The 22,565-nt window shown below is 72.3% G+C and carries 22 protein-coding genes and 2 pseudogenes; 10 read left to right on the forward strand and 14 right to left on the reverse strand.

Annotated features, from left to right (window positions below; translation table 11 throughout):
- Positions 1-248: 248 nt before the first annotated feature.
- Positions 249-1,598 carry a dicarboxylate/amino acid:cation symporter gene (locus AMK26_RS07045; RefSeq protein ID WP_073753271.1) on the forward strand — a complete coding sequence of 450 codons (1,350 nt, stop codon included), beginning with the start codon at positions 249-251 and terminating at the stop codon, positions 1,596-1,598.
- Positions 1,599-1,653: 55 nt separating this feature from the next.
- On the opposite strand, the gene AMK26_RS07050 is transcribed toward AMK26_RS07045, so the two are convergent.
- Positions 1,654-2,820 (reverse strand): S8 family peptidase, encoded by a 1,167-nt coding sequence (locus AMK26_RS07050; RefSeq protein WP_073753273.1) that lies wholly within the window; start codon positions 2,818-2,820, stop codon positions 1,654-1,656.
- A 226-nt stretch (positions 2,821-3,046) separates the two neighbouring features.
- On the opposite strand from AMK26_RS07050, the gene AMK26_RS07055 reads away from it, so the two are divergent.
- Complete coding sequence (locus AMK26_RS07055) at positions 3,047-3,679, forward strand: TetR/AcrR family transcriptional regulator (protein ID WP_073754699.1); 633 nt, start codon at positions 3,047-3,049, stop codon at positions 3,677-3,679.
- On the opposite strand, the gene AMK26_RS07060 is transcribed toward AMK26_RS07055, so the two are convergent.
- A complete protein-coding gene (locus tag AMK26_RS07060; RefSeq protein WP_073753275.1) occupies positions 3,645-4,454 on the reverse strand; it encodes a MaoC family dehydratase in 810 nt (269 codons plus the stop codon). The genes AMK26_RS07055 and AMK26_RS07060 overlap by 35 nt on opposite strands.
- 5 nt (positions 4,455-4,459) lie before the next feature.
- A complete protein-coding gene (locus AMK26_RS07065; RefSeq protein ID WP_073753277.1) occupies positions 4,460-5,767 on the reverse strand; it encodes a 3-oxoacyl-ACP reductase in 1,308 nt (435 codons plus the stop codon).
- A gap of 98 nt (positions 5,768-5,865) precedes the next feature.
- On the opposite strand from AMK26_RS07065, the gene AMK26_RS07070 reads away from it, so the two are divergent.
- Complete coding sequence (locus AMK26_RS07070) at positions 5,866-7,728, forward strand: AMP-dependent synthetase/ligase (protein WP_073753279.1); 1,863 nt, start codon at positions 5,866-5,868, stop codon at positions 7,726-7,728.
- A 2-nt stretch (positions 7,729-7,730) separates the two neighbouring features.
- Here the strand turns inward: AMK26_RS07070 and AMK26_RS07075 are convergent, their stop codons facing one another.
- Positions 7,731-8,324 (reverse strand): hypothetical protein, encoded by a 594-nt coding sequence (locus AMK26_RS07075; RefSeq protein ID WP_073753281.1) that lies wholly within the window; start codon positions 8,322-8,324, stop codon positions 7,731-7,733.
- Between the two features lie 318 nt (positions 8,325-8,642).
- Here AMK26_RS07075 and AMK26_RS07080 point away from each other — a divergent pair, with 318 nt between their 5' ends.
- Positions 8,643-9,257, forward strand: a complete 615-nt coding sequence (locus AMK26_RS07080; protein ID WP_073753283.1) for an antibiotic biosynthesis monooxygenase — start codon at positions 8,643-8,645, stop codon at positions 9,255-9,257.
- An 18-nt stretch (positions 9,258-9,275) separates the two neighbouring features.
- Here the strand turns inward: AMK26_RS07080 and AMK26_RS07085 are convergent, their stop codons facing one another.
- The 4 genes and pseudogenes from AMK26_RS07085 to AMK26_RS07095 form a co-directional block, all read right to left on the reverse strand.
- The gene (locus AMK26_RS07085; RefSeq protein WP_073753285.1) at positions 9,276-9,668 is read right to left on the reverse strand and encodes a type II toxin-antitoxin system VapC family toxin; all 393 of its coding nucleotides are present in this window, start codon (positions 9,666-9,668) and stop codon (positions 9,276-9,278) included.
- Positions 9,665-9,937, reverse strand: coding sequence for a hypothetical protein (locus AMK26_RS35540; RefSeq protein ID WP_079277486.1), 273 nt, complete (start codon positions 9,935-9,937; stop codon positions 9,665-9,667). The genes AMK26_RS07085 and AMK26_RS35540 overlap by 4 nt, the downstream gene beginning before the upstream one ends.
- A gap of 41 nt (positions 9,938-9,978) precedes the next feature.
- Positions 9,979-10,150, reverse strand: a pseudogene (locus AMK26_RS37620) (Scr1 family TA system antitoxin-like transcriptional regulator); the annotation flags it as partial.
- A 170-nt stretch (positions 10,151-10,320) separates the two neighbouring features.
- Positions 10,321-10,641, reverse strand: a complete 321-nt coding sequence (locus AMK26_RS07095; RefSeq protein ID WP_079277487.1) for a hypothetical protein — start codon at positions 10,639-10,641, stop codon at positions 10,321-10,323.
- Positions 10,642-10,747: 106 nt separating this feature from the next.
- Between AMK26_RS07095 and AMK26_RS38680 the strand changes: the two are divergent.
- Positions 10,748-10,825 (forward strand): annotated as a pseudogene (locus AMK26_RS38680) (class I SAM-dependent methyltransferase); the annotation flags it as partial.
- Positions 10,826-12,426: 1,601 nt separating this feature from the next.
- Here AMK26_RS38680 and AMK26_RS07105 read toward each other — a convergent pair.
- Positions 12,427-13,233, reverse strand: a complete 807-nt coding sequence (locus tag AMK26_RS07105; protein WP_073753291.1) for a maleylpyruvate isomerase family mycothiol-dependent enzyme — start codon at positions 13,231-13,233, stop codon at positions 12,427-12,429.
- Between the two features lie 123 nt (positions 13,234-13,356).
- On the opposite strand from AMK26_RS07105, the gene AMK26_RS07110 reads away from it, so the two are divergent.
- The 3 genes from AMK26_RS07110 to AMK26_RS07120 are packed head-to-tail and all read left to right on the forward strand — an operon-like array spanning position 13,357 to position 15,637.
- On the forward strand, positions 13,357-13,962 hold the full coding sequence (locus AMK26_RS07110) for a dihydrofolate reductase family protein (protein WP_073753293.1): 606 nt from the start codon (positions 13,357-13,359) through the stop codon (positions 13,960-13,962).
- Between the two features lie 40 nt (positions 13,963-14,002).
- Positions 14,003-15,196: an MFS transporter gene (locus tag AMK26_RS07115; RefSeq protein WP_443333150.1), complete on the forward strand. Its 1,194-nt coding sequence runs from the start codon at positions 14,003-14,005 to the stop codon at positions 15,194-15,196.
- 3 nt (positions 15,197-15,199) lie between these two features.
- On the forward strand, positions 15,200-15,637 hold the full coding sequence (locus AMK26_RS07120; RefSeq protein ID WP_073753297.1) for an NUDIX hydrolase: 438 nt from the start codon (positions 15,200-15,202) through the stop codon (positions 15,635-15,637).
- On the opposite strand, the gene AMK26_RS07125 is transcribed toward AMK26_RS07120, so the two are convergent.
- From AMK26_RS07125 to AMK26_RS07135, 3 genes are all read right to left on the reverse strand, one after another.
- Complete coding sequence (locus tag AMK26_RS07125; RefSeq protein WP_073753299.1) at positions 15,634-16,032, reverse strand: J-domain-containing protein; 399 nt, start codon at positions 16,030-16,032, stop codon at positions 15,634-15,636. The genes AMK26_RS07120 and AMK26_RS07125 overlap by 4 nt on opposite strands.
- A gap of 18 nt (positions 16,033-16,050) precedes the next feature.
- A complete protein-coding gene (locus tag AMK26_RS07130; protein ID WP_073753301.1) occupies positions 16,051-17,202 on the reverse strand; it encodes a lipase family protein in 1,152 nt (383 codons plus the stop codon).
- 84 nt (positions 17,203-17,286) lie between these two features.
- Entirely contained in the window at positions 17,287-18,288 is a 1,002-nt protein-coding gene (locus AMK26_RS07135; RefSeq protein ID WP_073753303.1) for an AraC family transcriptional regulator, read from the reverse strand.
- 93 nt (positions 18,289-18,381) lie between these two features.
- Between AMK26_RS07135 and AMK26_RS07140 the strand changes: the two genes are divergently transcribed.
- Positions 18,382-19,968 (forward strand): AMP-dependent synthetase/ligase, encoded by a 1,587-nt coding sequence (locus AMK26_RS07140; RefSeq protein WP_073754700.1) that lies wholly within the window; start codon positions 18,382-18,384, stop codon positions 19,966-19,968.
- A 124-nt stretch (positions 19,969-20,092) separates the two neighbouring features.
- Here AMK26_RS07140 and AMK26_RS07145 read toward each other — a convergent pair whose 3' ends face one another.
- Positions 20,093-20,296, reverse strand: a complete 204-nt coding sequence (locus AMK26_RS07145) for a cold-shock protein (protein ID WP_003967102.1) — start codon at positions 20,294-20,296, stop codon at positions 20,093-20,095.
- A gap of 282 nt (positions 20,297-20,578) precedes the next feature.
- Between AMK26_RS07145 and AMK26_RS07150 the strand changes: the two genes are divergently transcribed.
- Complete coding sequence (locus AMK26_RS07150) at positions 20,579-21,445, forward strand: menaquinone biosynthetic enzyme MqnA/MqnD family protein (protein WP_073753305.1); 867 nt, start codon at positions 20,579-20,581, stop codon at positions 21,443-21,445.
- Here the strand turns inward: AMK26_RS07150 and AMK26_RS07155 are convergent.
- On the reverse strand, positions 21,442-22,479 hold the full coding sequence (locus tag AMK26_RS07155; RefSeq protein ID WP_073753308.1) for an alpha/beta hydrolase: 1,038 nt from the start codon (positions 22,477-22,479) through the stop codon (positions 21,442-21,444). The genes AMK26_RS07150 and AMK26_RS07155 overlap by 4 nt on opposite strands.
- Positions 22,480-22,565: the final 86 nt, after the last annotated feature.

A 22,565-nucleotide genomic window follows, 5' to 3' on the forward strand; every position in this document is an offset into this window, starting at 1 on the left:
CAAAGAAGAGCTTTGAGGTTCTCAAAGTTCAAGTGTTAACGTGTTCGGCGTGACGACAGCAGTGCGCCCCCAAGCCGACGCCATGAGCACCCCGCTCGTGGCGCGCCTGCACGTCGACCTCTGCCGCTGTATGTCCGCGGTCTGTTGCCGCGAAGTCTGACCCGGCATCATGCAGCGGCGCCGCCGGAAGGCGCGAGCGCCGCACCCTCGTCCCCGTATTCCCCGATACGTACCACTGGAGTGTGTCCGTGTCCGCGTCCGCGAGCACCGCGAACCCCGATACCCAGCCCACCCGCCGCCGCATACCGAAGGTGCCCTTCTGGGCCCAGATCGTCGCCGGTCTCGTCCTCGGTGTCGTCCTCGGCTGGATCACCCGCAGCTATGACGTGCAGTGGCTGCACACCACCCTCGACCAGGTCGGGCACATCTTCGTCCAGCTGCTGAAGCTGGCCGTCGCGCCGCTCGTCTTCTTCGCCATCCTGGTGTCCATCACCAACCTGCGGAAGGTCAACAACGCCGCCAGGCTGGCCGCCCGCACCCTGCTCTGGTTCATGATCACGTCGCTGATCGCCGTGGCCATCGGCCTGGCGATCGGCCTGCTCACCGACCCGGGCGCCGGCACCGGCCTCACCCCGAAGGACGGCCAGAAGCCCGAGAACGCCGGCTCCTGGCTCGACTTCCTCACCGGGATCATCCCGACGGACGTCATCACGCCGTTCACCGAGCTGAACGTCCTGCAGATCGTCTTCATGGCCGCCGTCGCCGGTATCGCCGCCCTGAAGCTCGGCGACAAGGCCCAGCCGATCCTCACCCTCAGCGAGGCGGTCCTGGAGCTGCTCCAGAAGGCCCTGTGGTGGGTCATCCGCCTCGCCCCCATCGGCACCGTCGGCCTCATCGGCTACGCCATCGCCGACTACGGCTGGGACCTCATCGGCAAGTACGCCACCTTCACCGCCGACGTCTACATCGGCTGCGCGCTGGTCCTGTTCGGCGTCTACCCGCTGCTCCTGGCGACCGTTGCCAAGGTCAACCCGGTCCAGTTCTTCAAGGGCGCCTGGCCCGCCATCCAGCTGGCCTTCGTCTCCCGCTCCTCCGTCGGCACCATGCCGGTCACGGTCAAGGTCACCGAGCGCCTCGGTGTGCCGAAGGAGTACACCTCCTTCGCCGTCCCGTTCGGCGCCACGACCAAGATGGACGGCTGCGCCGCGATCTACCCGGCGCTCGCCGCGATCTTCATCGCGCAGATCTTCGACGTCCAGCTGGGCATCCAGGACTACCTGATGATCGCCTTCGTCTCGGTCGTCGGCTCCGCTGCCACGGCCGGTCTGACGGGTGCCACGGTCATGCTGACCCTGACCCTCTCCGCCCTGGGCCTCCCGCTGGAGGGCGTGGGCCTGCTGATGGCGATCGACCCGATCCTGGACATGATGCGCACGGCCACGAACGTCGCCGGCCAGGCGCTCGTCCCGGTCGTGGTCGCCGCCCGCGAGAAGATCCTCGACCTCGACGCGTACAACTCCGCCTCGGCGTCCCCGGTGGACGACGACCACGAGGTGCGCGAGGCCGAGCAGAAGGTGACCGTGCCGGTCACCGCCTGACGCCACGTCATCCGGCAGTGCCCCCGGTCCGACGACCGGGGGCGCTTCGCCGGTGTCAGAGGCCGGCGGTCTGGACGAGGCGGTTCGGGGAGGACGGGCTCACTACGAGGATGCCGTCGACCGACCGGTCGGTGAGCCAGCGGTAGACCTGCGCCGGCGTCGCCGAGGCATGGCGGGACTTGAGGAGGGTCGCCACGCCCGCGACGTGGGGGCTGGCCATGGAGGTGCCGTTCAGGGCGACGCTGCCGCCGCCGAGCCTGGCCGACACGATGTCGGCGCCGGGGGCGTACATGTCCAGGCACGGGCCGTGGTTGGAGAAGTTGGTCTGCAGGTCATGCTGGTTGGTCGCCCCGACGGTGAGGACCCGTGCCGCGCTCGCGGGGGAGACGTTGCACGCGTCGATCGCGTCGTTTCCGGCGGCGATCACCGGCAGGACGCCGCTGTCCGACAGCGCGGTGGCGGCCTGGTTGACGGCGTCGCTCCGCGGGCCGCCGAGGGAGCCGTTGAGGACCGCGGGCTGCTGGGCGTTCCTCGCCACCCAGTCGAACCCGGCGATGATCCCGGAGTACGCGCCCTTGCCGTCACAGCCGAGGACACGGACGCTCACCAGCCTCGACGCCCGGGCGACGCCATAGGTGGCCCCGCCGACGGTGCCCGCGACGTGCGTGCCGTGACCGTTGCAGTCCTGACCGTTCCTGCCGTCGCCCATCGCGTCGAAGCCGGGCACCGCGCGGCCGCCGAACTCGGTGTGCCCGTAGTCGATGCCGCTGTCGAGGATGTACGCCGTGGCTCCCGCGCCGGTGCTGTAGACGTTGAACTGCCCGTTCAGCGGGAGGTACGGCTGGTCGATGCGGTCCAGGCCCCAACTGGCGGCGACCGCGTGGGGAGCGGCCACGGGGCCGACGGTGACGACCGCGTCCTGCTCGACGGCCTGGACGTCCGGCAGGCCGCGTACGGCGGCCAGTTGGGAGGCGTCCAGCTTGGCCGCGAAGCCGCGCAGCACACTCGTGTACTCGTGGAGCGGGGTGATGCCGAGCCGCTGGGCGACCTTCGCCGAGGCGGTGCCGGGCTTCAGGGTGACGATGTACTGGTCCGGGACGGGCGCCGCGGTGGTGCGCAGCGGGGCGGGGTCGTCGTCGGCCGCGGTGGCGGTGGTCGGGGCGGCGGCGAGGGGGAGCAGCAGGAGCAGCGCGACGCACGCGCGGCGGGCGGACAGCCTCATTCAGTACTCCGTTCGGGAGCTTCTGACAAAGAGCGACGCCTGTAGCGAAGCAGCCCGCGCGCCATCCGGAATATCACCTACTGGAGTGACATGACTACTTTCGGTGGCGAACGGCGCATCTGGCCCCTGTCATGTGCGCGGCACGCGCCCCTGTGACGGGCCGTAGGCTTACCGATCACCGAGGAGTAGGAGGGCGGGTGTCGTGACGGGTGCGAAGGCCAAGCGCATGCCGCGGGCCGTGCGCGAGCAGCAGATGCTGGACGCGGCCGTGCGGACGTTCGGGCAGCGCGGATACCGGGCGGCGTCGATGGACGAGATCGCCGAACTGGCCGGTGTGTCGAAGCCGTTGGTCTACCTGTACCTGAACTCCAAGGAGGAGCTCTTCACCGCCTGCATCCGCCGCGAGGCCGCCGCCCTCATCGCCGCCGTGCGCGACGCGGTGCAGCGGGACGCCTCCGGGCCCGGCATGCCGGCCGACCGGCAACTGTGGGCGGGGCTCACCGCGTTCTTCACGCACACCGCCGAGAACCCCGACGGCTGGGCGGTGCTCCACCAGCAGGCGCGTACGCACGGCGAGCCGTTCGCCGCGGAAGCAGCCGCCATGCGGAACGAGATCGCCGCGTTCGTCACCGGCCTGCTAGGTGCGGCGGCCCGGGACGCGCACCAGGACCCCGCCTTCGGCGACCGGGACGTGTCCGGGCTCGCCCAGGCACTGGTCGGCGCGGCCGAGTCGCTGGCGCAGTGGGCGAACGAGACGCCCGGGGTGTCCGCCAAGGAGGCGGCCGCGACCCTGATGAACTTCGCCTGGACGGGCCTGGGCCACCTCATGGACGGGCAGCGCTGGTCACCCTCCCGGTGAGGTGGACCGTGCCGCCGGTGCGCAGCTGGAACGCCGCCCCTTCGGCGGCGTACGTGACGGTGGCGGGCAGCGGCACGGGCGCCCTGAACTCCGTACGGACGTGGACCGCGGGCGGCAGGTCCTGTTCGGCCACGCAGCGGGCGAACGTCCACATCCCGTGGGCGATGGCCCGGGGGAAGCCGAAGGCGCGGGCGGTGAGCGGGTGCAGGTGGATCGGGTTGCGGTCGCCGGAGACGGCGCCGTAGCGGCGGCCCAGGCCGGGGGCGAGGTGCCATGCGGCGCGGGCGGGGAGGGGGCGCGGCGGGGATTCCTTCCGGCTCGTGCCGGCCGTCCGGTGCCGGGCCAGGTAGCCGCTGCGGGACTCCCAGACCGGCTCGCCCGCCACCCGCGCCTCCGTGACGACGGTCGCCTCCGTGCCGCGCCGGTGCGGGGCCAGGGCGGCGACGTGCACGGTCAGGTCCAGGCGCTCGGCCGGGAGCAGGGCGCGGTGCCGGGTGACCTCGATCCAGGTGTGGACCAGCCCGAGGAGCGGCAGCGGGAAGTCCCGCGCGGCCATCAGCCGCATGGCGAGCGGAAAGGCCAGGACGTGCGGGTACGGCAGCGGAACCGGGCCCGACTCGGCGAACCCGCACACGCGCGCGTACGCCCCGAGGCGTGCCGGATCGATCCGTACGTCCGCTTCGACGAGCCGCCGGCCGGGCGCGACCGCGCCGGGCCCGGGCCGCTTGAACGGTGAGCGGAGGGCGCCGAGAGCGAGGGTCAGGGGAAGGTTCATGGCCCTCACGCGCCCAGCAGCGACTGGCCGCACACCCGCACCACCTGGCCGTTGACCGGGCGGGAGGCGGGGCTCGCCAGCCAGGCCGTGGTCTCGGCGACGTCCGCCGGGAGGCCGCCCTGCGACAGGGAGTTCATCCTCCGGCCCGCCTCGCGGATCAGGAACGGCACCGCGCCCGTCATACGGGTCTCGATGAAGCCGGGCGCCACCGCGTTGACCGTGACGCCGTGGTCCGCCGCCGCGCGGGGCGCCAGGGAGCGGACCAGGCCGATGATCCCGGCCTTGCTCGCCGCGTAGTTGGTCTGGCCGGTGTTGCCCGCGATCCCCGCGATGGACGCCGTCGCGACGATCGCCCCGCCCCGGCGTACGGCACCCGCCTTGAGCAGGGCGTCGGTCGTGTCCAGCACGGCCGTGAGGTTGACGGCGACGACGGAACTCCAGCGCTCGGCGGGCATGTTGGCGAGACGCCGGTCCCGCGTGATGCCCGCGTTGTGGATCAGGGCGTCCAGCCCGCCCGGTGCGGCCGCCGCGATGCGGTCCGCCGCGTCCGGGGCGGTGATGTCGAGGGGGAGGGCGGTGGCGCCGCCGATCCGGTCGGCGGTACGGACCAGGTCGGCCCGCGCCCCCGGCACGTCCAGGCACACCACCCGCGCCCCGTCGCGGGCCAGCGTCTGCGCGACGGCCGCGCCGATGCCGCGCGCGGCGCCGGTGACGAGGGCGGTACGGCCGGCGAGGGGCCGCGCCCAGTCGTCCGGGGCGTCATACGGTACGTCGGCGACGTCGACCGCCTGGCCGTCCACGTACGCCGACGCGGGCGACAACAGGAACCGCAGGGTCGACTCGGCGGGCGCAACGGCCGTCAGCCGCACCAGGTTGACCGTGATGCCACGGCCGACCTCCTTGGCCAGTGAGCGTACGAACCCCTCCAATGCCTGCTGCGCCGCCGCCTGGTGATGGTCCGCCTCCGATGTCGGCGCGCCCAGCACCATGATCCGCCCGCTCGTCCTGACGGTCCGTACGACCGGGTGCAGCGCCCCGTGGACCTCGGCGAGCGCGGCGGGGGAGGCGACGGCGGTGGCGTCCAGCACGACGCCGGCCGGGTCGCCGGGGCCCTGCTCGCCGATCCGGGCCAGCACCCGGGCCAGGGCTTCTGTGTGTACGGACGGCCCCGCCGTGAGGTGCAGCAACGGCCCGTCCAGGCCCGGGTTTTCGGGTGACCGGCGGCGCAGCGCGACCGGTTGTGGGAGGCCGAGGCGCCGGGCGAGGAAACGGCCGGGTGCTGTGGCGGTGACGTGCAGATAGCGGTCGGCCATTGTCCTGACTCCCTGCTCGGCCCTAGATTTACTCCCGAGTAAGGTTACTCAGAGGTCAGGACCTGGTCGAGAACTCGCGCCCGACGAAGGAGCCGCACGTGGCACTCGCCCCGACCCAGCCGCCGCACGAAGTCTCCGTCCCGCCCCTCGTCCCGCCCGTGACGCGCGGGTCCCTCGCCGACATCCCCTTCGACAACGCCCGCGAGGCGCCCACGGACCCGGTCCTCAGCCGCAAGGATCCCGACGGCACCTGGTCCGACGTGACGGCCGCCGACTTCGCCGCCGACGTCCTCGCCGTGGCCAAGGGACTCGTCGCCGAGGGCCTCCGCCCCGGCGACCGGCTGGCCATCATGGCCCGTACGACGTACGAGTGGACCCTCCTCGACTTCGCCGCGTGGGCCGCCGGCCTGATCACCGTCCCCGTCTACCCGACGTCCTCCGCCTTCCAGGCCCGCTGGATCCTCCAGGACTCCGGCGCCGTGGCGTGCGCCGTCGAGAACACGGAACAGGCCCGGCTCATCAGCAACGAACGCAAGCAGATACCCGGCATGGAGCACCTGTGGGCCTTCGACACGGGCGCCATCGGCACGCTGCGGGAGGCCGGCCGCCGCATACCGGACGAGGTCATCACCGCCCGCCGCTCCGGCCTGTCCCCCGACTCGATCGCCACCCTCATCTACACCTCCGGCACCACCGGCCGCCCCAAGGGCTGCGTCCTCACCCACGCCAACTTCTTCGCCGAGGTGGACAACGCGGTCGAACTCCTCCACCCCGTCTTCACATCCGTCAGCAAGGACCCGGCCTCCACCCTGCTCTTCCTGCCCCTGTCCCACGTCTTCGGCCGGATGGTCGCCATCGGCTGCCTCCGCGCCCGCGTACGCCTCGGCCACGCGCCGTCCATCCAGACCGAGGACCTGCTCGCGGACCTGGCGGGCTTCCGGCCGACGTTCCTGCTGGCCATCCCGTACGTCCTGGAAAAGGTCTTCAACACCGGCCGCGCCACCGCCGAGAAGATGGGCCGCGCATCCTCCTTCGACCGGGCGGCGTCCATCGCCCGGCGGTACGGCGAGGCGATGGAGGCCGCCCAGCACGGCACCGGCCCCGGCCCCTCGCTCGCGCTGCGGGCCGCCCGCGCCCTGTACGACCCGCTGGTCTACCGCCGCATCCGGGCGGCCCTCGGCGGCCGCGTACGGTACGCCATCTGCGGCGGCTCCCCGCTGGGGCGGCGCCTGGCGTCGTTCTACGCGGGCGCGGGCATCGACGTGTTCGAGGGGTACGGCCTGACGGAGACCACCGCCGCGTCCACCGTGACCCCGCCGCTCAAGCCCAAGCTGGGCACGGTGGGCCGCCCGCTGCCGGGCACGGCGGTACGGATCGCCGAGGACGGCGAGGTCCTGCTGCGCGGCGGCCACGTCTTCGCCGGGTACTGGGACGCGGAACGCGGCGAGGCGGTCCCGGCGGTCACCGACGGGTGGCTCGCCACGGGCGACCTGGGCGCGCTGGACGAGGACGGCTACCTCACCATCACGGGCCGCAAGAAGGACGTCATCATCACCTCGGGCGGCAAGAACGTCATCCCCGCCCCGCTGGAGGACTGGCTCCGCGCCCACCCCCTGGTCTCCCAGTGCATGGTCGTCGGCGACAACCGCCCGTACGTCACCGCCCTGATCACCCTGGAACCGGACGGGCTGGCCCACTGGCGCCGCATGAAGAAGAAGGACGACGTGCCGTTGCGCGCCCTCGTCACGGACGAGGACCTGCTGGCCACCCTCCAGCGCGCCGTCGACGAGGCCAACCGCCTCGTCTCCCGCGCCGAGTCCATCCGCCGCTTCCGCGTCCTGCCGGCCGACTTCACGGAGGACAGCGGCCACCTGACCCCGTCCCTGAAGCTCAAGCGGTCCGCCATAGCCCGGGACTTCGCGGCGGACATAGAGGCGCTGTACGCCGGTGGCCGCCGCTGAGCTCAGTGCGAGCCGCCTCCGCCTCCACCGCCGGCGCGGCCGACCGAACTCGTGATGTCCCGGTCCGTGGGGTCCTCCCGCTCGGTCTGGTCGGGCCCCCGTACGAAGTCGTGCGAGGCGTTGTCCGAGGACTGACCGCCCCAGTGGGGCAGAGGCCGGTCGCAGCCGGGCCCGGGACGGTTGCCCATCGGCATCAGGGCGTACTCCCTGGCGAGCACCGGCACCAGCGAGTACCCGCCGTTGCTGCACATGGGCAGGACGAGGAACCGCTGGGCATTGGCCTTCTTCGCCGCGTCGGGGTCCTTCGGGTCCACCTTGTCGGTGAAGCGCATGCCGTCGCGGATGTTGTCCGGGTTGACGGAGAGGTACTTGTCCTCCCTCTTGTTCTGGAACGTGTAGACGGCGTTGCCCTTGAAGTAGCCGTCCAACTGCGCGATCCAGAGGTGGCGCCTGTTGTCGATGTTCTCGACCGGGTCGGTCTCGATCTGGAGGTCACCGTTGTGGGTGAGGTAGCCACCGGTGACCCGGTGGATGATCATCATTTCCTTGCCGTGCCGCACGGATGAGACGAACGTGTCGAGTGTGTTCGGGAACATCCCTCTTCCCTTCGCTCCAGAGGTGGTCGTGTCCACCTCAACAACCGTTCGATTCCCGTCACACAGGCATAGGAAGCGGCAATATGCGGGCGGCACGGTGCATTCGGCATGACAGCGAACGAATATGACCATACGAAAAGCGCGTGCCGTGCTCCCGCCGCCCGCCGGGCGCCGCCTGTTGCCGCCGGACGCCGCCTGTTGCCGTCTGGCGCCGTCGGGTGTCGCCGTGGCGTCACCCGAACGCGTGGGCCGCCTTGCCGCCCGCCCGCACCGGCCGTCGCATGGACAGAGACATCGAGTCCGGCGCGAAAGGCTGCCATGTTCGTTCGTACGACCTATGCGACAGGTGATCCGGCGAAGCTCGACCAGGCGGTGCAGGCCCTGACCGGGGAAGGTCGGGAGCAACTGACCAAGGAGCCCGGCTACCGGGGCGCGGGCCTGTTCGTCGACCGCGAGGTCGGCAAGCTGCTGACCGGCACGTGGTGGCAGGACGAGGAGGCGCTCCGCGCCAGCGCCGACCGCATGGGTGAGCTGCGCGCCCGGGTGCTGTCGGGTTTCGCCGCGACCATGACGGTCGACAACTGGGAGGCCGCGGTCGTCTCGCGCCCCGAGTCGGTCGGCGAGGACGCCCGCTTCCGCCTGACCCGCCTGGAGTTCGCCCCCACCGACGCGGACGCCCTGGTCGACGCCTTCGAGAACGGCGTCCTGCCCAAGCTCCGGACCATGCGGGGCTTCCTGGGCGGAACGCTCTTCCTCGACCGCACCGCGGGCCGGGGCACGGTCGGCGCGGTCTACGCCGACCGGGACAGCCTGGCCGCCTCCCGTGGCCCTGTCGCGGGGGTGCGCGGCGAAGCAGCGAGCAAGGCGCGGGCGACCGTCCGGTCGGTGGAGGAGTTCGAGGTCGTCATGATCGACGCCCGGCCCCCGTCCTGACGGCTGTGCCGGGGACCATCAAATCCTGATCACGGTGACGCCGATGCCACAGAGCATCCCGAGATCCTCAGGGTCGGAGGTAAGAACGGTCACCGGGCCGGGCGAGGCCAGTGCGGTGGCGGCCACAATGGCGTCCAGCGCGTACTTGTGGCCGTGCAGCCCGCCCGATGCGAGAAGCCTGCTCGCCCGGCGCGCGATGGGCTCTGTGGGCGGGATGATGTTCACGCGTGAGATGGCGTGATCGAACTGGGCCTGGTGGATCTCCGGGTCGCGTGCTTCGACGAGCGTGACGGAGCTGGTGATCACACGGATGTCCTCGGCGTCGGCCGCGACCAGCCATTCCGTGAGCTCAGGGTTGCGTCGCACGAGTTTGGACAGTCCTTCGCGGTCCAGGACGAGCGTTCCGCTCATGCGGCGTCGGCCGAATCGTCCTTGCTGCCGCGCAGGATTGCCCGCTTCGCCTCAACGGCTCCCTGATCGACCGGTCCGTGCTCGGCTTCCGCCTCCTCGATCAGCTCGCGGAGGCGTTCCCGCTCCAGCTGTCGCTGAATGAGCGCTTCGACGTACGCGGACATGCCGCGCTTGCCGGTGCGTGCCTTGAGCGCCGCGATCGTGCCTTCGTGCAATGACACGGACACGGGCCGTACGGGGCCTTCGCCTGGAGCGGGTGCGGTATCCATGCCGATACCTTAACAAAACAATTGTTATTCGGGCTGCGGCCCATGGCGCGTGCATAGTCCTCGGTCTGCAGCAGGCCGGCCACCACGGTGTTCGTGTACGCACCCATCTCGACCGTGTTCGCCTCCAACTTGGCCAAGTCCCGGACCTTCCTCGGATACCGCCGCCTCCGCGACGTCCTTCGTCATCGCGGCGATCCTGCCGCCCACGTCCAGGACGTTGCCGGCCCACCGCCGTGATGACGGCCCAGGAGTCGCAGTCCTCCAGGCCCGGTCCCCCTTCGCTCATTCCTCCGCGCCCCGCTTGCCGACCGGTGGGGTCCCGCGACCCCCGGCACGGCGCCCCGCAAGACGGTGTGGGCCGAGCTGGCCGGTCGGGTGTGAGGTCAGACGCTCAGCGTCGCCCACAGCGACAGGGCCGACGAAACCGGGAAGGCAAGGGCGCCCAGCACGGCCAAGCGAGCGGGGAGGGACAGGCGGCGCATGCAGGGGGCGTAGTACAGCAGCGTGAGTGCGCCTCCGGCGACGACGGCCACCAGCGCCGCCCCGAGCAGGAACGGCGGGAACTCCCCGACGGACACCGCCCAGAGGCTCACGATCAGCATCATGATCGCCAGTGGGACGAGCGACAGGACCGTCATCGTCCAGATCGCGGCGGCGAGGACGACGTACCGCGTCCTTCCCTTGGGGGCCGGTGCGGTGCGCATGGGTGGGGCCTTTCTCGCCGGGTACGCCGTGGACGGCACCAGCCTGTGGTGGGCGGCCGTGGCCCCACATGGGCGGAAGTACTCAAGAACGGCATCAGACCGAAACCGTGTCTACCGGCGGGCCCTGGAATCCGGCGCGTTCACCGAGGTGTCGGTCACGGGCTCCCCGCGCGTCCTCCTCCGCCTGGCCCGCCGGAACCACCCGACCGCGCCGGTGGGCGTGTGGGCCGCCCTCTCTCCGAGTGTGGCGGGCTCCGGCGTCCCCTCAAGGGCGCTCCCTTCGGTCGCGTCGCTTCGCGATGGGCTTCGCCCACCCTTGACCGGCCGCCTCCGCCCGCCTTTTCCCACTCGGAGGGCGGCCCGGGGAAACGGGCCCAGGAGGGACGCCCCTTTCCCCATGCCGTTCGTGGCCGTGAGACGGGCGCCGCAGGGGGCGCGGCAGTGGAATGGGGCGGCGCTGCTCGGCTAAGCGGCGAGCGGCCGTCTTCCGGTTGCGGTGCAGGACCTCGCTCCGGTGGGTGGTGGGTGCGCGGCAGTGGCATGGGGCTTCCGGGCCCGGCTCGGCGGCTGCGGGTGGGTGAGGGGTCGGGGTTCAGGCAGGTTGGCTGGGGTGAGATGGGGTTTGGGCCGGGGTGTTGCCGTGGCGGAGTGGCGCCCGGGTACCTCACCGGCCCCGCCTGCCCCACAGGGAGGCCCCACCCGTCTCCTTGGTCACAGCAGCACCGGGATGGGGGAGTTGTGGGCGGTGTGGGACACCTCCCCGCCGTGGTGTCGGGGGCTGTGGGTGTCCCATGCCGCCCACAACTCCGGCGAGGCGACACGGCTGTGACTGGAGAGGGCAGGGGGGTCGTCCTGTGGTGTCGGCTGGGGTGTCCTGGGCCCGCGGGACCGCCAGCGGGTCCCGTAGAGCATCAGCCGGGCCGGGAAGGCCACGCCTCCAGGCGGTCCCTGCGGGGCACCCGGTGTCCGGATCCGTCCCTCTGGCCCCGCCTGCCTCACCACGTCGCCCCACTCGCCCCCACCGTCACACCTGCACCACAGCCGGGGAGTTGCGGGCGGTGTAGGACACCTCCCGGCCAAGCGCATCCGGGCAGGGGTGTCCGATCCCGCCCACAACCCCAGGGGGCCGATACGGCTGTGACTGGAGGGCCGCCCCTTCCCGGGCTGTCCCGGCAGGGGAGCAGCGGGGCGTGCCCCGGCCGCACCCGAGTCGCCGGGAGGCCGTGGGCCCGGGCCCGAGCCGAAGGCCCGACCGGGCCGGGCGCTTCACCGTCCCGTGGCCCGACGCCCCCGCCGTGCCCCCGGCCGGACAGGGCAACACCCTGGCCCAGCCCCGCACCACCTCAGCCACCTGCCTTAACCCCGGCCCCTCACCCGGCCGCAGTCGCCGAGCCGACCCCAGAAGCCCCACACCACTGCCGCGCACCCACCACTCACCGGAGCGAGGTCTTGTGCCGCAACCGGGAGACGGCCGCCAGTCGCTTATCCGAGCCGTCACCGCCCCATTCCACTGTCGCGCCTGCCCCGGCCGGGTCGCCTCGGCAACGAACCCCGGCACAGTGGTGCGCCCCCCGGGATGCCTGCTTCCCGGGGCCGCCCTCCGAGAGAAAACGCGCGGGCGGAGGCGGCCTGTCAAGGGTGGGCGAAGCCCATCGGCGAAGCCGACGCGAAGCGCCCTTGACAGGGCGCCGGAGCCCGCGACTCTCGGAAGGGAGGGCGGCCCGGAACGGCAACCGTGACCAGACGGCCCACCCCCGGGGCGTGGGCGGTGACCGGGAAACCGGCTCAGAAGATCACCCGCGCCGCCATGACCACCGCCTGCGCGTCCGGGGCGCCCTGGCATTCGAGGGTGCCGCGCGGGGGGCGGCCCGAGAGGTGGCGCATCATCGTCACGGCGTCCGCCTCGGCGGCCACGGCGGGGGTGCCACGGCCGAGCATCCAGCGGCCGCCGGCCGGGCCGGAGAGGTCCAGGAAGGTCGGGGGGCCGGTCCAGCGGAGGGCGAGGTCCAGCAGGACCTGACCGACGACCTCGCGGTCGTGTTCGCGCAGGACCAGCTCGTGGCCGGTGGCGTCGCAGATGTCCACGCGGTGCATCCAGGTGTCGCGGGTGAGCAGGACCCTGGCCAGGTAGTCCATGGAGTCCTCGGGCAGCTCCTTCGACTCGGGGAACAGCGGGCTCAGGCGCATCCGCCGCCGTACGGCGACCGGCATGCGCTCCACCGCGCGCACGCCCTGCGGGCCGAACCGGGTCAGCAGACCGACCAGGACGTGGGGCGGTACGGAGCGGCGGGCGTCGACCTGGCACTGGTTGTGCGCGGCCAGGGGCATCAGCCGCGGGTAGCGCCGGCGGCCGCGCAGCGTCCGGCCGACGAGCAGCCAGGGCCGGGCGAGCTCCTCGTACTGCCCCACCACATGGGCGGTGAGGTCGCGCACGGTCCAGTCCTCGCACGCCGTGGCGCGCGGCCAGTCGGCGGGGGCCAGCCCGCCCAGCGCGGCGAGCATCGCGCGGACTTCGGCGGCGTTCACCGCACGGGCCCGCACCGGGTGCGTACGGGGGATGTCGAGGGCGGCAGCCCGTGTGGTGGTGACCATGGTGTGCCTCCGTACTCCCCGAGACACCTCCCCGAGACACGACTCACGCTACGCCCGTCCCGATGAGTTTTCCCGCCACCGGCGGTCCACCCTGCACATACGACCGACGCGAGGAGCTCCACCATGACGACCAAGATCTACACCGGCGCCAGCATGTCCCTCGACGGCTACATCTCGGGGCCGGACGAGACGGGCTTCGACAAGCTGTTCGCGTGGTACGACAGCGGCGAGGTGACGGTGGAGACCACGCACCCGGAGCTCACCCTCCACCTCACCGAGGTGAGCGCCACGCACTGGCACCGGCTCGTCCAGGAGACCGGGGCGCTGGTCGTCGGGCGCAAGCTGTTCGACCTGACCGGCGGGTGGGGCGGCAACCACCCGATGGGGGTGCCCGTCGTGGTCGTCACCCACTCCGTACCGGACGGCTGGCCCCGGGAGGGGGCGCCGTTCCACTTCGTCACGGAGGGGGTGGAGCCCGCTGTCGCGCTTGCCCGGCGACTCGCGGGGGACGGCAAGCACGTCGGGGTGAACGGTGGCACGATCGCCCAGCAGTGCCTGGACGCCGGGCTGCTCGACGAGGTCGGCATCGACCTGGTGCCGGTGCTGCTCGGCGGCGGGACGCCGTTCTTCCGGGACCTGAAGGGCGCGCCGTACGAGCTGGAAGGGCCGGTCTCCATCGCCGAGGGCAAGGGCGTCACGCACCTGCGCTACCGGGTGCGGTACGCGTAAAACGTTTGTGCGGGGCCTGGCGTGCGGCGATCGTGGGGCGGTGCTGATCGAGAAACGGGCGACGCTGAGCCGCCCCATGGTGCTGCTCCTCGCCGTGGCCTGCGGCGTGGCCGTCGGCAACATCTACTTCCCCCAGGCGATCAGCCCGCTCGTCGCCGCCGGCCTGCACGTCGCGCCGGACACCGCCGCGCTGATCGTGACGGCGGCCCAGTTCGGGTACGCGGCCGGGATCTTCCTCCTCGTACCGCTCGGCGACCGCTTCCCGCACCGCCCGCTGATCGTCACGCTCCTGTCGGTCACCGGTGTGAGCCTGCTCGCCGCGAGTGCCGCGCCCGGGCTGTCGCCGCTCGTCGCGGTGAGCGCGCTGGTCGGCGTGACAACCGTGGTCGCGCCGCTCGTCGCGCCCATGGCGGCCGGCCTGGTGGCCGAGGACCGGCGCGGGGCCGTCACCGGCACGCTGCTGGCCGGCTCCATCGGCGGCATGCTGCTGTCCCGCGCCGTCGGCGGGACGCTCGGCGAATGGCTCGGCTGGCGGGCGCCGTACGTGCTCGCGGCGGCCGCCTCGCTGCTCATGGCGGCCGTCCTGGCCCGTACGCTGCCGCCGCGGACCGCCCCGGCGGGCGACGCGCAGCCGTACCGGGCGCTGCTCGCCGCCCCGCTGCGCCTGCTGCGCGCCGAGCCCGAGCTGCGCCGCTCGTGCTTCTACCAGGCGACGGTCTTCGGCGCGTTCACCGCCGTCTGGACGGGCGCCGCGCTGCTGCTGACGGGCCCGGTGTACGGGCTGGGCGCGCAGGCGGTCGGCGTCCTCGCCGTCGTGAACGTCGGCACCATGCTCGCCACCCCGGCGGCGGGCCGGGCGGTCGACCGCCGGGGCCCCGACGCGGTGAACCTCGTCTGCTTCCTCGCGGTCATCGCCTCCGCCGCCGTCCTCGCGCTCGGCGGCCTCGGCGGGGCGGCCGGCCTGGCGGCCCTGGTGCTGGGCACGCTGCTGCTGGACGTGGCCATGCAGTCCGGCATGATCGCCAACCAGGTACGCATCTGGGCGCTGCGCGCCGACGTACGCAGCCGCCTCAACACCGCGTACATGATGTGCGCGTTCCTCGGCGGCGGCCTCGGCTCATGGGCCGCCACGCGCGCGTACACCCGCTTCGGCTGGCCGGGCGTCTGCGCGCTGATCGCCGCCTTGGCCTCGCTCGCGCTCTCCCGCCACGTGCTCCGCACCCGAAAGGGCTGACCCGTGCGCATCCCCCGGCCCGCCGCTCGCGTCGCCGTCCTCGATCCCGACGGGGCGGTGTTCCTCTTCCGTTACGACAACGAAGAGGTGGGCGTCCACTGGGCCTTGCCCGGCGGGGGCCTGGAGCCGGGCGAGAGCCCGCGCGAGGGCGCCCTGCGCGAGCTGCGCGAGGAGACGGGCTGGTGCGACGTGGAGCCCGGGCCGCTGCTGTGCACCTGGGAGCACGACTTCACCCGGGCCGGTGTCCCCGTCCGCCAGCACGAGTACATCTACCTGGCCCACGGCCCGCGCCGGGACCCGGCCGACGAGGCGGCCGCCGCGCGCGCCGCCGACACGATCCTCACCTGGCGCTGGTGGACCCCCCACGACCTGGCCGCCCCCGACGCCGAGCCGGTCTGGCCGCCCCGGCTCGCGGAGTTGCCGGGGGCGCCGGGGGTCTAGCGGCGGGACCGCCACTGGTGGACCAGCTCTTCCGCGTCGAACGGCGTGAGCCGCAGCGGGGGGCCCGCCGGGGGACGTCGGAGGGCCGCCTCGATCTTCTCGTTGATGCCGGCGACGATCCGCCGTACCTCCGCCTCGCTCGCCGCCCGTCCCGCCGCCTCCCGCGCGTCCTCCGCCTCCTTGCGGAGGGCGAGCGCGGGCGGCAGGACGGGAGCGATGCCCTCGCGGTGCATCTTGCCCTTGACCCACCACAGTTCGTCGTACGGGGCGGTGTCGTCGGGCAGCGGCTTGCCGAAGCCGGACAGGTTGTGGAACTCACCGCGTTCGGTCGCCTCGCGGATCTGCTTGTCGACCCATGACTCGACGTCCACGCCGGGCGGTTTGCGTTCGGTCATACGATCCAGGCTAGACGGTCAGCAGTTGCCGGACGCCGGCTTCCCGGCGAACCGGTCCGCCAGCCAGTCGGCCGCCCTCGGGGACTCGGTGATCACGCCCGAGACGTGCTCGCCGACCACGATCGTCCGCCAGTTCACGTCGGCGCCCCTGGCGCACCAGTCCTTGCGCAGCCCCGACCCCTGGGCGTACGGGATCAGCTCGTCGGCGAGCGCGTGGTACAGGTACACCGGGTGGCCGGGCGCCTTGGTGCCGAGGTTCGACTCGGCGAGGCGGGCCTGCCACTGGGGGGTCTCCAGCGGGTTCTTCACCGTCAGGTCGGAGATCCGCTTGAAGGAGCCGACGGTCGCGTCGATCGCCACGCAGTTGTCCCGGAGGAACCCGATCAGGGCCTTGCCCGCCGGGTTCAGGTACGAGTCGAGCTTCAGCTCCGGGTAGGCGGCGTCCTGCCCGGCCGCCGCCATGAACAGCAGGCCCGAGCCGTACGAACCGTCGTGCACGGGCGCGAGCTTCGCCAGTTGCGCCGGTACGCCGCCGGTCGCCGTGCCCTTCACCTTCAGCTCGGGGGCGTACGAGGAGTGCAGCTCGGCCGCCCAGCTCGATGCCTGGCCGCCCTGCGAGTAGCCCATGATGCCGACCGGGGAGTCCGCGCCGAGCCCGGACCCGGCCGCCTCCGGGAGGCGGATCGCCGCGCGGGCGGCGTCCAGCATGGCGTGCCCGGCGGAGGGCCCGGCGGTGTACGTGTGCTCGCCGGGCGTGCCGAGGCCCTCGTAGTCGGTGACCACGACCGCCCAGCCGCGCCAGGTGAGCTGCTGGATCAGGTTGGCCTCCATGGTGGTGCCCTTGGGGAAGCCCGCGCTCGGCGCGCACGAGTCGCCGAGGCCGACCGTGCCGACGGCGTACGTGATCAGCGGGCGCGGCCCGGTGCGGCCGTCCTGCGGGACGATGACCGTGCCGGAGACGACGTTCGGGGCGCCGGTCGCCGAGGTCGAGCGGTAGTGGATCTTCCAGGCCTTGGTGGCGGTCGGCTGACCGGGGAGGGGGTGGAAGGCGGAGGGCTGCGAGCTCACGAGGTCACCGGGACGGGAAGCGGTCTCCTCCGCGAGGGCGGGGGTGGCGGAGGACAGGGCGAGTGCGGCCACACAGGCCAGCACCCTGGTACGTACACGCATGGGCGGCTCTCCCTACGTCCAATGGGGGGTGAGGAGACCGTAGTGACTCACGAGTAAGTACGGGGCTGACCGGAACGCTCAGCTTCACTGACCCCGGTACGCACCCGGCGTCGTCCCCGTCCACCGCCGGAACGCCCGGTGGAACGACGTGTCCTCGGAGAACCCCAGCCGCTCCGCCAGCTCCGCGATCGGCTCCCGCCCCTCCGCCAGCCCCGCGATCGCCGCGTCCCGCCGGACCGTGTCCTTCAGCCGCTGGTACGAGGTGCCCTCCCGCTGGAGCCGCCGCCGCAGCGTCGCCGGGCTCACCGCCAGCCGCGCCGCCACCTCGACGAGCGTCGGCAGCCGGGGCGAGGCCCGCAGCGCCCCGGCGAGCGCGCTGTGCACCTGCTCGGCCACGGTCGTGCCGTACGCCCGGCGGCTGAGCAGCTCGAAGGGTGAGCGGCGCAGCATCACCGCCAGGTCGTCCTCGTCCCGTACGAGCGGGGCGGCCAGCCAGTGGGCGGCGAACGCGGCCTGTGTCGCCCCGGCCCCGAAGCGGACCGGGCAGCCGAAGAGGGGCCCGTACTCGTCGCGGTGCGGGGGCGGCGGATAGGCGAAGTGGGCCCGCAGCAGCGGGATGCGACGGCCCACGAGCCAGCTGCACAGCCGGTGCCAGATGATCATCAGGCACTCGTCCACGAACGGGTCCGGCAGCGCGCCGCGCACGGTCAGGACGGCCTCCGCCTCCCCGCGCCGCAGCGCCAGATCCGGCCCGCCCGGGAAGAGCCGGTAGAACGCCGTGCCGCGCTCGATCGCCGCCCCCAGGTCACGGCAGCCGAGCGAGGCGTAACACATCATCGCGAACGTCCCGGGGCGGCTCGGGGCCTGTCCCAGGCCCAGGAACTCGTCGCCCGTCGCCCGGTACAGCGCCCGGAACAGCAGCGCGAACTGCGACGGGGTGACCCGCGCCCGGTCGTCCCCCGGCAGCAGCGGCGGGATGCCGGCGGCCTGGAGGAGCGGCACGGTGTCGAGCCCGTGCCGCCGCGCGCCGCGCAGCAGGGCCCGCACATGGTGCACGGTGATGGTCCGCTTGGCCGTGGACGCCATGCTCAGGGACGGTAGCGGGATTGAGCGCGGAGGTCAGCGGGGCTGACGTTTCCCGTCATGCCGCGCGCCCGCCGGGGTCCCTACCGTCACGCCATGACCCTGAAACGGCCTGACACGCTGGCGGTGTTCACCGAATGGGCGGGCGAGCGGTACGGGGACCTGCCCGCGCTGCGCCACAGACGGGAGGACGACGGGGCGTGGACCCCGGTCTCGTACGAACGGCTCCGCGCGACCGTACGGGAGACGGGCCAGGGCCTCATCGCCCTGGGGGTGGCCTCCGGCGACCGGGTGGCGATCCTGTCGGAGACGCGGGTGGAGTGGACGTACGCCCACTTCGCGGTGCTCGCGGCCGGCGCGGTCGTCGTGCCGGTCTACCCGACGGCGGGGGAGGAGGAGCTGGCCTGGGTGCTCGGCGACTCGGGGGCGTCGGTGGTCCTCGTGGAGGACGCGGCGCAGGGGGCGCGGGTCGCGGGGGTACGGGGGCGGCTGCCCGCGCTGCGGCATGTCATCGGGCTGCACGACCTGGCAGGGGCGCGCGCGACCCCCGACGCGCTGCACGACCTGGCAGGGGCGCGCGCAACCCCCGACGCGCTGCTCGCCCGCGCCCGCGCCGTCCGCCCCGCCGACGGCGCGGCGATCGTGTACACGTCCGGCACCACGGGCCCGCCCAAGGGCGTCCGCCTCACCCACGGCAACCTGGGCGCCGTCCAGGACGCCACGCTGCCGCTGATCGAGGGCGGCCCCGGCGACCGTACGTACCTCTACCTCCCCCTCGCGCACCTGCTCGCCCAGCTGATCCAGTTCACGACCCTGCTGTACGGCGGCGAGCTGTGCTACTTCGGCGGGCGGATCGAGAACGTGGTGACCGAGCTGGCCGAGGCGCAGCCCACGCACCTGCCGTCCGTGCCGCGCCTCTTCGAGAAGGTGCACTCCATGGCGCGGGCGTTCGGCGCGACACCGGAGCAGGTGCGGGAGGCGCTCGGCGGCCGGCTGCGGTGGGCGCTGACCGGGGCGGCGCCCATCGCGCCCGAGACGCTGGAGTTCCTGGCGGAGTGCGGGGTCCAGGTCTTCGAGGGGTACGGCATGACCGAGTCGGGCGGCGTGATCTCGCTGAACCACCCCGGCGCGGTGCGCTACGGGACGGTCGGGCGGCCCGTCGCGGGGTGCGAGGTGCGGATCGCCGGGGACGGGGAGGTGCTGGCGCGGGGCCCGATGGTGGCGGCGGGGGAGGTCGCGGACGACGGGTGGCTGCACACGGGGGACCTGGGGGCGCTGGACGAGGACGGCTTCCTGACGATCACGGGCCGGAAGAAGGATCTGATCATTACGTCCTCGGGCAAGAACCTGAGCCCGTCGGAGGTGGAGCTGCTCATCGAGCGGGCGCCGGTCGTCTCGCACGCGGTCATGGCCGGCGACCGCCGCCCGTATCCGGTGGCGCTGATCACGGTGGACGCCGACGCCGTCCGGGGCCTGGACGCCGACGCCGTACGGGCCCTGGTCCAGGAGGCGGTCGACGCGGCGAACGCGCGGGTGTCGCGGCCGGCCCGTATCCGGGCGTTCACGGTGCTGGAGGAGGACTTCAGCGTCGCCGACGGGGTCCTGACACCGACGCTGAAGGTGCGGCGGAAAGCGGTGCTGGAGCGCTACGCGGCGGAAATCGACAAACTGTACGACCGGTAAGGAAACCAAAAGGCAGGAGCCTTTTCCGTGCGGCCTCGCGGCCGGACGGAAAAGGCTCCTTGGGTACTGCTGAATCGGGTACTGAAAGTACTGAAAGTCGTGCGCGATCGCCGACCCGGGCTACTTAGGCCGGGGTGACGTTCTCCGCCTGCGGGCCCTTCGGGCCCTGGGTGACGTCGAAGTTCACGACCTGGTTCTCCTCGAGGGAGCGGAAACCAGACGCGTTGATCGCGGAGTAGTGGACGAAGACATCCGGGCCGCCGCCGTCCTGGGCGATGAAGCCGAAGCCCTTTTCAGCGTTGAACCACTTGACGGTTCCGGTAGCCATAAGCCCTCCTATGGGCCAAAGGGTTGCCCTGCTCCAGAACCTGCCAAACAAGTCTGAAAACTACAAAAGCCTGCGGGTTACATGCTCCGCAGGCTCTGTACTGCAAGGGAAACCAAACTGCAACTTGCGTTGAGCCTAGCACGCAGCGTGTGCGCATGGGTAGAGGGAAAGATCACGTCACCCGGTTGTTTGAAGGAGTTCATCCGTGCTGACGGCGGACCCGGCCGCGCCGGCGGCCGACCCGGCGCCGTCCGCCGTACGAGACGGGGCTAGCCTCGCGTTGTGGACAATTCAACCGACGACCACCACCAGCTGCGGAGCCGGCCCCGCGTCGGACACATCCAGTTCCTGAACTGCCTCCCCCTCTACTGGGGCCTGGCCCGCACCGGAACGCTCCTCGACCTCGAGCTCACGAAGGACACCCCGGACAAGCTCAGCGAGCAGCTCGTACGCGGCGACCTCGACATCGCCCCCGTCACCCTCGTCGAGTACCTGCGCAACGCCGACCGGCTCGTCGCCTTCCCCGACCTGGCGGTCGGCTGCGACGGCCCGGTCATGTCCTGCGTGATCGTCTCGCAGCAGCCGCTGGAGAGACTGGACGGCGCGCGCGTCGCACTCGGCTCCACCTCGCGTACCTCCGTACGCCTGGCGCAGCTGCTGCTCGCCGAGCGGTACGGGGTGGCCCCCGACTACTACACCTGCCCGCCCGACCTCGGCGTGATGATGCAGGAGGCCGAGGCGGCGGTCCTGATCGGGGACGCCGCGCTGCGCGCCTCCCTGCACGACGCCCCGAGGCTGGGCCTCCAGGTCCATGACCTGGGGCAGATGTGGAAGGAGTGGACCGGGCTGCCGTTCGTCTTCGCGGTGTGGGCGGTCCGCAAGGACTACCTGGCCCGCGAGCCGCGCGTCGTGCGCCAGGTCCACGAGGCGTTCCTGGCCTCCCGCGACGTGTCGCTGGAGGAGGTCGCGAAGGTCGCCGAGCAGGCCGCGCGCTGGGAGGCGTTCGACGCGGTGGTGCTGGAGAAGTACTTCACGACGCTGGACTTCCGCTTCGGGGCGGAGCAGCTGGCCGGGGTACGGGAGTTCGCCCGCCGGACCGGGCCGACGACCGGGTTCCCGGCGGACGTGACGGTCGAACTGCTGGCCTAGGGAGCGGGTACGGGGGCCTGCATGTGCTCGCTGATCCACTGGATCGAGCCGTCGCCCATGCCTTTCACATAGGTCTTGGCGTTGTGCTCGCCGTCCGGGATCACCTGTAGGCGGCTCTTGACCGGCCCCTTGGTGTACTTCCTGATGAAGGACTTCACGTTGGCCACGCCGGATTCCTTGCTGCCGATCTGGAACGCCAGATACACCTCGCGGTCCTTGGAGTCCGGCCCGGCGCCCAGCAGTCGCGCCAGCCTTTCCGGGTCGTTCGCCTGCCGCTCCTTCTCGTGCCCGGCCCACAGCGGCGAGTCCGGAACCGTGTCCGGTCCGGAGGCGATGACGGCCTTGAACCTGTCCGGGTGCTTCAGTACGGACTTCAGGCCCACGAACCCGCCGGACGACGAGCCCATGAACGCCCAGCCGTCGCGCGAGGCGAAGGTGCGGAAATTCGCCCGGACGAAATCGGGAACGTCCTCCGTCATCCAGGTGCCCATCTTGGGCTGCCCGGGGATGTCGCTGCCGTCGTAGTAGTGCTCCTTGTCCGGGTTGAGGACCGGCATCACCACGACGAAGGGCAGGCTCTTGCCCTGCTTGGACCACTCGCTGATGCTGCTCTGCAGCTTGAGGTCGGTGCCCATCCAGTAATTGTTCGGATAGCCGTTGCCGCCGGGCAGGGCGATCAGCACGGGGAAGCCGCTGTTCGCGTACTTCGGGTCGAAGTACTGCGGCGGCGCCCAGACCCAGACCTTCCCCGTGAAGCCGGACTTGGCGCCGTGGAGCGCCGTCACGCCGATCTTCGTACCGTCGGGGAGGGTGTTGGCGGTGGTGAAATCCGCCTTCGGGCCGGTCGGCATCAGGGTCTTGGGGAGGGCCTTCCCCTTCGCGTCCGTTGCCCGGGGCGCGGGGGCCGGCGCGCTCGGGCCGTCGAAGGAGACCGGAGCCCCTTCGCCGGAGCAGCCGGTGAGCAGGGCGAGGGAGCCGAGGGCGACGGCGGCGACGAGTCGTTTCACGGGAGGACTCCGGGTCTTTCGGGGCATTTACGGCCAGGTAGATGGCCGTGGACCCCGACCGGTTCCGCCCCGACCCCTCTACGCTGCTGTACGCGACGACGTACGGGGGGAAG

It is taken from the genome of Streptomyces sp. CB03234 (assembly GCF_001905885.1).
In the GTDB taxonomy this organism is placed as follows: domain Bacteria; phylum Actinomycetota; class Actinomycetes; order Streptomycetales; family Streptomycetaceae; genus Streptomyces.